This is a genomic window from Pseudomonas fluorescens (assembly GCF_902497995.1).
GTDB lineage: Bacteria > Pseudomonadota > Gammaproteobacteria > Pseudomonadales > Pseudomonadaceae > Aquipseudomonas > Aquipseudomonas fluorescens_BK.
In genome coordinates this window covers 197,381-209,705 of record NZ_CABVII010000009.1, presented here as the reverse complement: position 1 = coordinate 209,705, position 12,325 = coordinate 197,381, and the positions used below count along the sequence as shown (strand labels likewise).

The 12,325-nt window shown below is 60.6% G+C and carries 11 protein-coding genes and 2 pseudogenes; 7 read left to right on the top strand and 6 right to left on the bottom strand.

Features of this window, described 5'->3' with window-relative positions:
- Positions 1 to 97: pseudogene (locus F8N80_RS32155) on the top strand (hypothetical protein); the annotation flags it as partial.
- A gap of 30 nt (positions 98 to 127) precedes the next feature.
- Here F8N80_RS32155 and F8N80_RS13225 read toward each other — a convergent pair.
- Positions 128 to 337, bottom strand: coding sequence for a cold shock domain-containing protein (locus F8N80_RS13225; protein ID WP_150748386.1), 210 nt, complete (start codon positions 335 to 337; stop codon positions 128 to 130).
- A 175-nt stretch (positions 338 to 512) separates the two neighbouring features.
- On the opposite strand from F8N80_RS13225, the gene plsB reads away from it, so the two are divergent.
- The 5 genes from plsB (at position 513) to F8N80_RS13200 (ending at position 4,944) form a co-directional block, all read left to right on the top strand.
- Complete coding sequence (gene plsB, locus F8N80_RS13220; protein ID WP_150784000.1) at positions 513 to 3,017, top strand: glycerol-3-phosphate 1-O-acyltransferase PlsB; 2,505 nt, start codon at positions 513 to 515, stop codon at positions 3,015 to 3,017.
- Between the two features lie 52 nt (positions 3,018 to 3,069).
- Positions 3,070 to 3,468, top strand: a complete 399-nt coding sequence (locus F8N80_RS13215; protein ID WP_150748384.1) for a YbaY family lipoprotein — start codon at positions 3,070 to 3,072, stop codon at positions 3,466 to 3,468.
- 24 nt (positions 3,469 to 3,492) lie between these two features.
- The gene (locus F8N80_RS13210) at positions 3,493 to 4,182 is read left to right on the top strand and encodes a DUF4197 domain-containing protein (protein WP_150748383.1); all 690 of its coding nucleotides are present in this window, start codon (positions 3,493 to 3,495) and stop codon (positions 4,180 to 4,182) included.
- 112 nt (positions 4,183 to 4,294) lie between these two features.
- A complete protein-coding gene (locus F8N80_RS13205) occupies positions 4,295 to 4,534 on the top strand; it encodes a ribbon-helix-helix domain-containing protein (RefSeq protein WP_150748382.1) in 240 nt (79 codons plus the stop codon).
- Entirely contained in the window at positions 4,534 to 4,944 is a 411-nt protein-coding gene (locus F8N80_RS13200) for a putative toxin-antitoxin system toxin component, PIN family (RefSeq protein WP_150748381.1), read from the top strand. Before F8N80_RS13205 ends, F8N80_RS13200 begins: the two co-directional genes overlap by 1 nt.
- A gap of 85 nt (positions 4,945 to 5,029) precedes the next feature.
- On the opposite strand, the pseudogene F8N80_RS31550 reads toward F8N80_RS13200, so the two are convergent.
- The 4 genes and pseudogenes from F8N80_RS31550 to F8N80_RS13180 form a co-directional block, all read right to left on the bottom strand.
- Positions 5,030 to 5,241, bottom strand: a pseudogene (locus tag F8N80_RS31550) (Fic family protein); the annotation flags it as partial.
- Between the two features lie 253 nt (positions 5,242 to 5,494).
- Positions 5,495 to 5,776, bottom strand: a complete 282-nt coding sequence (locus tag F8N80_RS13190; protein WP_150748380.1) for a DUF6124 family protein — start codon at positions 5,774 to 5,776, stop codon at positions 5,495 to 5,497.
- Between the two features lie 628 nt (positions 5,777 to 6,404).
- Positions 6,405 to 9,476, bottom strand: a complete 3,072-nt coding sequence (locus F8N80_RS13185) for an efflux RND transporter permease subunit (protein WP_150783999.1) — start codon at positions 9,474 to 9,476, stop codon at positions 6,405 to 6,407.
- Between the two features lie 6 nt (positions 9,477 to 9,482).
- Entirely contained in the window at positions 9,483 to 10,583 is a 1,101-nt protein-coding gene (locus F8N80_RS13180; RefSeq protein ID WP_150783998.1) for an efflux RND transporter periplasmic adaptor subunit, read from the bottom strand.
- A gap of 93 nt (positions 10,584 to 10,676) precedes the next feature.
- Here F8N80_RS13180 and F8N80_RS13175 point away from each other — a divergent pair, with 93 nt between their 5' ends.
- Positions 10,677 to 11,321 carry a TetR/AcrR family transcriptional regulator gene (locus F8N80_RS13175; RefSeq protein ID WP_150783997.1) on the top strand — a complete coding sequence of 215 codons (645 nt, stop codon included), beginning with the start codon at positions 10,677 to 10,679 and terminating at the stop codon, positions 11,319 to 11,321.
- 131 nt (positions 11,322 to 11,452) lie between these two features.
- Here the strand turns inward: F8N80_RS13175 and F8N80_RS13170 are convergent, their stop codons facing one another.
- Positions 11,453 to 12,235, bottom strand: coding sequence for a class I SAM-dependent methyltransferase (locus tag F8N80_RS13170; RefSeq protein WP_138964450.1), 783 nt, complete (start codon positions 12,233 to 12,235; stop codon positions 11,453 to 11,455).
- Between the last annotated feature and the right edge of the window lie 90 nt (positions 12,236 to 12,325).

Here is a 12,325-nt window from a genome sequence, read left to right as displayed (position 1 = left end):
GGGTAGCTGGGTCGAGGAAGAAGGTGAAGAATCGGCGGATCGCTGGATGCGCATCAGCGCTGATGGTGAAGAAGAGATCACCTGGAAAACCGCGTAACCCGCAACACCGGAAACCTGTAGGAGCGAGTTACAGGCCGACGACGTCTTCAGCCAGCAAGCCCTTCTCGCCCGTCACCACCGCATATTCCACCTGCTGCCCCTCAGCCAGCGAGCGGTGCCCTTCCCCGCGGATCGCACGGTAGTGCACGAACACATCCACCCCATCCTCGCGCTGAATGAAGCCATACCCCTTGGCGTCGTTGAACCACTTCACATTGCCAGTTTCGCGCGTAGCCATGAATCGGTACCCCCTTCTTTTTATTGTTGAGCGGCCGAGTATATGACAGTCGCGAAATCTCTCCACTCAACTTTACTTTGCCGCTTTTTTGCCGATTTTCAGTGAATACGGCACACTATCGGCCGCCCGAGCAATTGCTCGGTTTCCTTCATTCCTTCATTCATGCAGAAGTCGTATGACCCGCTCCCCGCTCCGCCGTCTTGTGTTTGGCACCCTGCGCCGACTGCTATACCTCTGGGTTCGCTCGGAGACGATCAACCAGTCGTCGCTCACCCTCAACCTCGACCGCAGCCGTCCGGTGTTCTACGTCCTGCAAAACCCTTCACTGACCGACCTCGCCGTGGTCGATGCCGAGTGCAGCAAGGCCGGCCTGCCCCGCCCGGTACTGCCGGCATCGGTGGGCAACCTGGTGGAACCCGCCGCGTTTTTCTACCTGACGCCAGCGCCCGACTGGCTTGGACGTCAGGACAAACGCGGGGCGCCACCGACCCTGACCCGCCTGGTCAGCGCCCTGAGCCAGAACGCGGCCGAAGACGCGCAAATCATTCCGGTCAGCGTGTTCTGGGGTCAGTCGCCGGACAGCGAATCGAGCCCGTGGAAACTGCTGTTCGCCGACAGCTGGGCGGTTACCGGGCGCCTGCGCCGGTTGCTCAGCATCATTGTGCTGGGCCGCAAGACCCGCGTGCAGTTTTCGGCGCCGATCCACCTGCGCGAGCTGATCGATCACAACAAGGGCCACGAACGCACCGTGCGCATGGCCCAGCGGATTCTGCGGGTGCACTTTCGCAACCTCAAAGCCGCCGTGATCGGCCCGGACATTTCCCACCGGCGCAACCTGGTCAAGGGCCTGCTCAATCAGCCACTGGTCAGGCAAGCGATCCTCGATGAGGCCGAGCGCGAGAACATCTCCCCGGAGAAAGCCAAGGCCCAGGCCCTGCGCTACGGTAACGAGATCGCCTCGGACTACACCTACACCGCGATCCGTTTCCTGGAAGTGGTGCTGAGCTGGTTCTGGAACAAGATCTACGACGGGATCAAGGTCAACCACATCGAAGGCGTACAGCAAGTCGCCCAGGGTCACGAAGTGATCTACGTGCCTTGCCATCGCAGCCACATCGACTACCTGCTGCTGTCCTATCTGCTGTTCCGCAACGGTCTGACCCCGCCGCACATCGCTGCCGGGATCAACCTCAACATGCCGCTGGTCGGCAGCCTGCTGCGGCGCGGCGGTGCATTCTTCATGCGCCGCACCTTCAAGGGCAACCCGCTGTACACCTCGGTGTTCAACGAATACCTGCACACCCTGTTCACCAAAGGCTTCCCGGTGGAGTACTTCGTCGAGGGCGGTCGCTCGCGCACCGGGCGCATGCTGCAACCGAAAACCGGGATGCTCGCGATCACCCTGCGCAGCTTCCTGCGCTCGTCGCGGATGCCGATCGTGTTCATTCCGGTGTACATCGGCTACGAACGCGTGCTGGAAGGCCGGACCTATCTCGGCGAATTGCGTGGTGCGAGCAAGAAGAAAGAGTCGATCTTCGACATTTTCAAAGTCATCGGTGCGCTCAAGCAACGTTTCGGTCAGGTGGCGGTGAACTTCGGCGAGCCGATCAAACTGGCGGAGTTCCTTGATAGCGAACAGCCGGATTGGCGCCAGCAGGAACTGGGCCCTCAGTTCAAGCCGGCCTGGCTCAACGAAACCACCCACCGTCTCGGCGAGAAAGTCGCGCAGCATCTGAACGAAGCCGCGGCAATCAACCCGGTCAACCTGGTGGCCTTGGCGCTGCTGTCCACCACCCGCCTGGCCCTGGACGATCGCGCCATGGCGCGGGTACTCGACCTGTATCTGGCACTGCTGCGCAAAGTCCCGTACTCGCCGCACACCACCCTGCCGGAAGGTGACGGCCGGGCACTGATCGAGCATGTGAAGGACATGAACCTATTGTCCGAGCAGAGCGATGCCCTGGGCAAGATTCTGTATCTGGACGAGCAGAACGCCGTCCTGATGACCTACTACCGCAACAACGTGCTGCACATTTTTGCCTTGCCGTCGTTGCTCGCAAGCTTTTTCCAGAGCGCTTCGCGCATGAGCCGCGAGCAGATCCTGCGCTACACCCGGGCGCTGTATCCCTACCTGCAAGCGGAACTGTTCATTCGCTGGACGCTGGAAGAACTGGACGTGGTGGTCGATCAGTGGCTCGAGGCGTTCGTCGAGCAAGGCCTGCTGCGTTTCGAGAACGACGTTTACCTGCGTCCGGCACCGAGTTCGCGGCATTTCGTGCTATTGACGCTGCTGTCGAAAAGCATCGCCCAGACCCTGCAACGCTTCTACATGACCGTGTCCCTGCTGCTCAACAGCGGCCAGAACAGCATCAGTGCCGAAGAGCTGGAAGACTTGTGCACGGTCATGGCCCAGCGCCTGTCGATCCTCCATGGCCTGAACGCCCCGGAATTCTTCGACAAGAGCCTGTTTCGCCACTTCATCCAGACTATGCTCGACCTCGACGTGCTCAAGCGCGATGAAGCAGGCAAGCTGGGCTATCACGAACTGCTCGGCGAGCTGGCCGAAGGCGCGGCGAAGCGGGTATTGCCGGCGGAGATTCGTTTGTCGATCCGGCAGGTGGCGCTGCATCGCAGTGAAGATGCGGCGGATCAGGTCGCGCTCCCGGCGAAGACCGTCTAAATTCCCACAGGCGCCAAGGCTTATGGCGACACCTTAAACATGGAGCTCTGCGATGAAAAAACTTTCTCTATTGGCCATCACCACCCTGCTGGGTGCCTGCCAGTTGATACAACCTGCCGCTGAACCCAGCCTCGACGGCGAAGTGTACTACCTGCAACGCATCGCCCTGCCGCCGAACGCTACCTTGAGCGTCAGCCTGCAGGACGTGTCCCTGGCCGACGCCCCCGCCGTGGTCCTTGGCGAACAGAAAGGGCCGGTCGAAGGCCAGGTGCCGCTGCCGTTTCACCTGAACTACGATCCGGCACAGGTCAAACCCGGCAATCGTTATTCGGTCAGCGCGCGGATCGAGGTGAATGGCAAACTGATGTATACCACTACCGAACAACACGTCGTACAGCTTGATGGCAGCGACCCGGAGTCGATGAAAATCCGCGTCCACGCCGTCCGCTAATTCTTTCGAAACAAGGAAGCCACCATGCTCCGCCCTACCCTTCGTCTTGCCGGCCTGTGCACAGGCTTGATGTTCTGCGCCAGCGCTCTGGCGCTGTCGCTCAGCGACCTGTCGCAAAAAGACGCCACCGGCGGCCTGAAAGATGCCCTGACCCAGGGCGCGCAACTGGCCGTGAAACAGCTCGGCACGCCGGGGGGTTTCAGCAACAACCCGGAGGTGAAAATCGAACTGCCGGGCAACCTGGGCAAGGTCGCCAGCAAAATGAAACAGTTCGGCATGGGTGCCCAGGTTGATCAACTGGAAACCAGCATGAACAAGGCGGCGGAAGCCGCCGTCACCCAGGCCCAACCGATCCTGGTGGACGCGGTGAAGAAAATGAGCGTGGAGGATGCCAAGGGCATTCTCGCCGGCGGCAATGACTCGGCCACGCAGTACCTGAGCAAAACCAGCCGCGAACAGATCCGCGCCAAGTTCCTGCCGATCGTCAAGCAAGCCACCGGCCAGGTTGGCCTGGCCAAGCAGTACAACTCGTTCGCGGGCCAGGCTGCAACGTTGGGCGTGCTGGATGCGAAGAATGCCAACATCGAAAGCTATGTCACCGAGCAGGCATTGAACGGTTTGTTCGAGATGATCGGCAAACAGGAAGAAACCATTCGCCAGAACCCTGCGGCGGCGGCGACCAGTTTGGCGAAGAAAGTGTTCGGTACGCTCTAATTGTCACACGCCCCCTGTGTAGGGTAGGGGGCTTGATCGGACCGTTGCACAGCCTGCTGCAACTGGCGTATAAACACATAAGCGCACAAACACCTATTAGCAGAGAATTCCCATGAACACGATTCGCTGGAATGTCGCTGTCTCGGCCGACACCGACCAGTCCCTTCGCATGTTTCTGGCCAGCCAAGGTGGTGGCCGCAAAGGCGACCTGTCGCGCTTCATCGAGGAAGCCGTGCAGGCACACATCCTGGAGCTGACCGCCAAGCAGGCCAAGGCCGACAACGCCCATCTGAGTGAGTCAGAATTGACCGAAGCGATTGATGAAGCGCTCCAGTGGGCACGTAAGCGCTGATGCGGGTAGTGTTGGATACCAACATTTTGTTCAGCGCCCTGATCTCGCCGCACGGTGCTCCCGATGCGATTTACCGCGCCTGGCGGGCGGCTCGCTTCGAGGTCGTCACCTCGCGGATGCAACTCGATGAAATCCGTCGAGCCAGCCGCTACCCCAAGCTCCAGGCCATCCTGCAACCCGCCAAAGTCGGGGCTATGATCAATAACCTGCAGCGGGCGGTGGTATTGGAGCGTCTAACCATCGAACTCGAAGCCGATGACCCGGATGACTCGTTTCTGCTGGCAATGGCCCTGGCAGGTGATGCGGACTACCTGGTGACCGGTGATCGCCGTGCAGGCCTCTTGCAACGCGGGCACATCGAACGCACGCGAATCGTCACGCCCGCCGTTTTCTGCGCCGAGGTGCTGTGATCAATGCCGCTCGGCTTTCTGCCCCAAGAGCAGCGCGACAGCTTTGGTCGTTATGTCGATGTGCCCTGTCGTGAAGAGCTGGGACGCTACTCCTACCTGGGCTGCAATCCAGATTCCCCTTCACATTGACCGCCGTGAACTCCTTGGCCATGCCACTCTTGGCCACTTGGTACACGGCTCGCTGTTTCTCGGTGAGCTGGTCGAAAAGCCTGACTCCAACACCCATCCATCGAAGCTTTCGGCATAGGCCAGACTTCTGCGATAAGCCTCGGTAAAACCGCTGACGGCACGCAGGATGGGGCGATCGTGCCAACAGGTCGAATACCGGGTCGGATCGGCCCTTCAGAATGGGTGGCTTTTTCATCGGCGCTGTTTCAGAAACTCATGAAACTGAGTTTTGAGTAGAGCATTTTGCTCTTCTGCTCTCAATATCGGACAAGTCTGAGATAGGTGTAGGAGCGAAGACCCTGATTCGGTCGGCCTGACAGGACGACGGTTATTCACAAAAAGCCCACTGGCCTTCACAGGTTCAGCGGGCTTTTTGGTTGTGCTACTGCTGCGGATCGAGATGATCCAGCACGCGATTTACGGATAGCTCTGCCAGCACAATCATCTGCTGGATGCCCAGCACCAGATTGCACGTGGGGCCGGTCAGGGAGGATGACAACTCAGTGGCCATCACGTTGGCCGAGGCAAGGGTTTCACAGGCATGGACCAGGAGGGTTTCGGAATTGACGTTGGGGCGGATGATGAAAATCGGGCTGGGACGATGAGCGGGTCTGGCCAGTTTTTCGGTTTCTGGATCTGGGGGATTTGGACTGTCTTTGATCACTGTGTAGCTCCTGAAGTAGTGGAGCTGCCGCTGATCGCTGCGAAACGAACATAAGGTGGCCGCTGTACGCAGGTTCGCAGACCGGGACTTCAGGAACCCGGCATACCCAAAGGTATCCCGCGCACAGCCGCCATGACACAGGCATAAAAAAGCGCCCGCTTTCGGATGGTGGACGCTGTGCGTCTGAAGTTTAACCGGGCTGCGAAACCCGGTCGCTGCTTTTTTCAGCGACGATCAAAGGCTAGAGGTCGCACTTCCCACGGACAACCTGAAAATCCTGTAGGAAAATTCTGCTGTTTTGACTGATTGATAAACATCGTCGATTTTGAGGCCGCTTTCGCGAGCAGGCTCGCTCCCACAATTGGATCGGGTGCATCTGTAAGGGATTGGTTGGCTGGGAGGCCGTCTTCGCGAGCAAGCCCGCTCCCACAAGGGTTCTGGGTACATCTGCAGAATCAGGTCGGCTGGCAGGCCGCCATCGCAGGCAAGCCAGCTCCCACAGATTTTGTGTACATTCGCAGAATCAGGGCGGCTGGCAGGCCGTCTTCGCAGGCAGGCCAGTTCCTACACGGAGGTTCGGGGACACCTGTGAAGTCAGGTCGACTGCCAGGCCGCCAAGGTCAAAAGATCAAACCGACTCGTTCTTGATTCGGAACCAGGCCGCATAAAGCGCAGGAAGGAACAGCAACGTCAACGCCGTCGCCACAATCAACCCCCCCATGATCGCCACCGCCATCGGCCCGAAAAACACACTGCGCGACAGCGGAATCATCGCCAGCACCGCCGCCAGCGCAGTCAACACAATCGGCCGGAAACGCCGCACCGTGGCTTCGATAATCGCTTGCCAAGGCTTGAGTCCGGCCGCGATATCCTGCTCGATCTGGTCCACCAGAATCACCGAATTGCGCATGATCATCCCGGACAAGGCGATGGTCCCGAGCATGGCCACGAAACCGAACGGCTGACGGAACACCATCAGGAACAAGGTCACCCCGATCAACCCCAGTGGCGCGGTGAGAAACACCATCACCGTGCGTGAGAAACTGCGCAGTTGCAGCATCAGCAAAGTCAGTACGACCACGATGAACAATGGCACGCCAGCCTTCACCGAGTTCTGCCCCCGGGCCGAATCTTCCACGGTGCCGCCGACATCCAGCAGATAGCCGTCCGGCAGTTCGGCGCGAATCGGATCGAGGGTCGGCATGATCTGCTGCACCAGGGTCGCCGGTTGTTCCTTGCCGTAGATGTCGGCACGGACCGTCACGTTGGGCAAGCGGTTGCGGTGCCAGATGATGCCTTCTTCGAAGCCGTATTCCAGTATTGCGATCTGCGACAGCGCCACGCTGCGGCCGTTGTCGGTAGGCACCGCCAGACTGGGCAGCAACGACAGCTCGGTGCGTTCGTGCACGGTGCCGCGCAGCAGGATCTCGATCAATTCGTTGTCTTCGCGGTACTGGCTGACGCTGGCACCGGTCAGCGAGCTTTGCAGGAATTTCGACAGGTTGGCCGTGCTCACGCCCAGCGCCCGGGCGCGGTCCTGATCGACGTTCAGGTACACGACTTTGCTCGGCTCTTCCCAGTCCAGATGGACATTGACCACGTGAGGGTTCTCGCGAACCTTGGCCGCGACTTTGCGCGCCAGCGCACGGACTTCCTCGATGTGCTCGCCAGTGACCCGGAACTGCACCGGATAGCCGACCGGTGGGCCGTTCTCCAGACGCGTGACCCGCGAGCGCAGGGCCGGGAATTGTTCGTTGAGGGTTTCAATGAGCCAGGTACGCAGGGGTTCGCGGTCCTCGATGGTCTTGGCCAGGACGACAAACTGGGCGAAGCTCGCCGCAGGCAGTTGCTGATCCAGCGGCAGGTAAAAGCGCGGCGAACCGGTGCCGACGTAGGCCACGTAATTGTCGATACCCACGTGATCCTTCAGCAGCGCCTCAAGGCGCTTGACCTCGTCGGCGGTGTTGCTCAGGGAAGCGCCTTCGGCCAGTTTCAGGTCGACCATCAACTCAAGACGACCGGACGCGGGGAAAAACTGTTGAGGGACAAATCGGAACAGCACGATGGAGCCGATGAACAAGACGATGGTCAGCAGGATCACGGTCTTGCGCCAGCGCACACACCACTCCACCCAGCGCCTGACCCGTTGATAGAACGGCGTACCGTAAGGGTCGGTCTGGCCGTCGGCGGTGCCGTGTCTGGCCGCATGGATCTTCGCCAGGTCCGGCAGGAGTTTTTCCCCCAGATAAGGTACGAACACCACGGCGGCAATCCACGATGCCAGCAACGCAATGGTCACCACCTGGAAGATCGAGCGGGTGTATTCGCCGGTGCCCGATTGCGCCGTGGCGATCGGCAGGAAGCCGGCAGCGGTGATCAGCGTGCCGGTGAGCATCGGGAACGCGGTACTGGTCCAGGCGTAGCTGGCCGCCTTGATCCGGTCGAAGCCCTGCTCCATTTTGATCGCCATCATTTCCACGGCGATGATCGCGTCGTCCACCAGCAAGCCCAACGCCAGCACCAGCGCGCCGAGGGAAATCTTGTGCAGGCCGATGCCGAGGTAATACATGCAGGCGAAGGTCATCGCCAATACCAGCGGAATCGCCAGGGCAACCACCATACCGGTGCGCACACCGAGGGAGAAGAAGCTCACCAACAGCACGATGGCCAGGGCTTCCACCAGCACTTGAACGAACTCGCCGACCCCGGTCTTCACCGCCGCTGGCTGGTCGGAGACCTTGCGCAGTTGCATCCCGGCCGGAAGGTTGTTCTGGATCCTGGCGAACTCGACTTCCAGCGCCTTGCCCAGCACCAGAATGTCGCCACCCTGCTTCATGGCCACGGCCAGACCGATGGCATCTTCGGCCATGAAGCGCATGCGCGGCGCGGGAGGATCGTTGAAACCACGGCGCACGTTCGCTACATCGGCAATGCGGAAAGTGCGATCGCCTACGCGGATCGGGAAGTTCTTGATCTCGTCGACTGTCTGAAAATTCCCCGAAACACGTAGCTGCAAGCGCTCGCTGGTGGTTTCGAAGAAACCGGCGGTGGACACCGCGTTTTGCTCCTCGAGCGCTTGCTGCACCGCCGCCAGGGGCAGGCCGAGGGTGGCGAGTTTGACGTTGGAGAGTTCGATCCAGATCTTCTCGTCCTGCAGGCCGAGCAGATCGACCTTGCCCACGTCCTTGACGCGCTGCAGCTGGATCTGCACGCGATCGGCGTAATCCTTGAGCACCGCGTAGTCGAATCCGTCGCCGGTCAGGGCGTAGATATTGCCGAATGTCGTGCCGAATTCATCGTTGAAAAATGGCCCCTGCACCCCCGGTGGCAGGGTGTGGCGAATATCGCTGGTCTTCTTGCGGACCTGGTACCAGAGCTCGGGAATGTCCACCGAATGCATGGAGTCCCGGGCAATGAACGTCACCTGGGATTCGCCGGGGCGGGAAAACGAGACGATGCGCTCGTACTCGCCGGTTTCCATCAGCTTCTTTTCGATGCGTTCGGTGACCTGGCGCGACACTTCCTGCGCCGTCGCCCCTGGCCAGAGGGTGCGAATCACCATGGCTTTGAAGGTGAACGGCGGGTCTTCGCTTTGGCCGAGTTTGGTGTAGGAAAGTGCTCCCACGACCGCCAGCAACAGCATCAGGAACAGGACGATCTGGCGATTACGCAACGCCCATGCGGAGAGATTGAAACCCATCGGGGATTACTCCTTGTCCGCCAGATTGACCACGCGGTTGGAGCGATCCACGGGGCGCACCTGCTGCCCATCGAGCAGCACATGGACACCGGCCGCCACCACCCAGTCACTGGCGTTCAAGCCTTCGAGCACGGGCACGGTTTTCTCGCCGAAGGCACCGACCCGCACCGGGGTCTTCTTCAAGGTGTTGTTGGCACTGACGACCCAGACGTAGGTCGCGCCGTTTTCCGCGGTCAGCGCCGAAAGCGGTACGGACAGCGTCACAACGTCGGCGGCCTGCACGAACACCCGGGCACTCTGGCCGAGTTCGGCGGGAACCTTGCCGCCAGTGAATGAGATACGCGCGGCGAAGGTGCGGGATTTCGGATCGGCCGCGGGGGATAACTCACGGATGCGCCCGGCGAAACGTTGATCGGGTTGGGTCCAGAGCTCCACCGACACCGGCTGGCCGACCTTGAACCGGCCAAAGCTCTGTTCCGGCAGGCTGATCGACACCTCGCGCTCGCCATCGGTGGCCAGGGTAAACACGGTTTGCCCCGCCGCCACGACTTGCCCGACTTCCACCGCACGCTTGGCCACCACGCCGTCCTGGGGTGCGCGCAGCACCGCGTAGCTGGCCTGGTTAGTCGAGACGTTGAACTCGGCCTTGATCTGCTTCAGGCGAGCTTCACCGGAGCGGAACAGGTTTTCGGCATTGTCGTATTGCGAACGACTGACCATCTGCCGGTCCATCAGGGTCTTGTAGCGATCCCGCTCGGCGCGCACCAGGTTCAGGTTGGCTTCGGCCGCGGCGACCTGGGCGCGGGTGGCTTCCAGTTGCAGGCGCACGTCCTGAGGATCGAGCTCCGCCAGCGGTTGGTCAGCCTTGACCCGTTGCCCTTCCTCGACCAGTCGTCGGCTGACTTTGCCGCCAATGCGAAACGCCAGCTCGGGCTCGAAGCGCGCACGGACTTCACCGGGAAAGCTTTCCAGCGCTTGGGCCGACGGCTCTGGCTGCACCACCATGGCCGGTCGAACGGTGACTTGAGGCGCCTCTTCATGACCGCACGCAGACAATAAAAACGCCAGACTGACCGGCAATGCGAGGGGCAAGGCATAGCGGAACATGGTGAAGGACCTTTCGCTAATGGTGCTTGGAATAATTATACTGAGCAGTATGTTATTAATAGCAAACTCACCAGTCCAGTATTAAAGCGAAGAATGTCGAACAATCTTTCAGCACCCAACGGTCCGGGCCGCCCCAAGGATCTGGCCAAGCGCCAGGCGATCCTCGAAGCGGCGAAAATTCTGTTTCTGAGCAATGGTTACGCCAACACCAGCATGGACGCCGTGGCGGCCGAGGCCGGGGTGTCGAAGCTGACGGTCTATAGCCATTTCAACGACAAGGAGAGGCTGTTTTCCGCCGCCGTCATGGCCAAATGCGAAGAGCAATTGCCTACGCTGTTTTTCGAATTGCCGGACGGCGTCGCGGTGGAAACGGTGCTGCTGAACATCGCGCGCGGCTTTCATCAACTGATCAACAGCGACGAATCGGTGAACCTGCACCGGCTGATGATGACTCTGGGCAGCCAGGACCCGAAGCTCTCGCAGATTTTCTTCGAGGCCGGCCCGGAGCGCATGCTGCATGGGATGGAGCGGTTGCTGGGCAAGGTTGATCAGAGCGGCGCGCTGAGCATCGACAAACCGCGCAATGCGGCGGAGCATTTCTTTTGCCTGCTCAAGGGTGCGGGGAATTTTCGCTTGCTGTATGGCTGCGGCGAGCCGTTGACCGGGGATGCGGCCGAGAGCCATGTGCGGGAAGTGGTGGGGTTGTTTATGCGGGCTTATCGGCCTGAGTCAGCCTGATAGATCTTCAGTGACAGAGCCGACGCCATCGCGGGCAAGCCCGCTCCCACAGGTTTTGTGTCGAGCACAACATCAGAGAACACCCCAGAACCTGTGGGAGCGGGCTTGCCCGCGAAGGGCGCGACGCGGTCTCAGGGCTTGAGCGCTTTCTTCGGATAAATGTCGTACCGACTGGATTTCCCATCCAGCGCATGACTCGGCTTCGGCCCCGCAATGCACGGTGCCTTGCGCGGGCGCTTGACCACCACCCGGTGACTGGCCAGCGCCAATGCCGCCTCAAGCAGCGCCGGCGCGTCGGGATCATCCCCCACCAGCGGCCGGAACAGACGCATTTCCTTCTTCACCAATGCGGTTTTCTCACGATGGGGAAACATCGGGTCAAGGTAGATCACCTGCGGCGGTTCACCTTCCCAGTTGCGCATCACTTCGATTGAATTGCCCTTGAGCAATCTCATCCGCGCCACAATTGGCGCCACGTCGAAATCCTCGGCGCCACGGGCCAGGCCATCTTCCAGCAAGGCACCGATCAACGGCTGTCGCTCGATCAAGCTCATCTCGCAGCCCAGGCTCGCCAGCACGAACGCGTCCTTGCCCAGTCCTGCCGTGGCATCCAGCACCCGTGGACGCACGCCTTGGGCAATGCCCACCGCCTTGGCGATCATCTGGCCCGTGCCACCACCGAACAACCGCCGATGGGCCGCGCCGCCCTCGACAAAGTCCACCCGCACCGGCCCCGGCGCATCGGCACCCAGTTGTTGCAGCTGCAAACCCTGTTCGCCCACCTGCAGGGCGAACTCAGCGTCAGCCACCTGCATCGGCAAGCCCAGGCGCTCGGCCCATTGTTCGGCCTGTGGCTGAAAGGCCGGGGTCGAAGCCTCGACGTGGATGCGGCAGACCGCAGGTTGCTCAATCATGGGGAACACGCTCAAAAAATTAATGATCGGCAAAAACGGCCGATAACCAAACTGACGGGCATTTTGCCAGAGCCGAGCGTCGACCGAGAG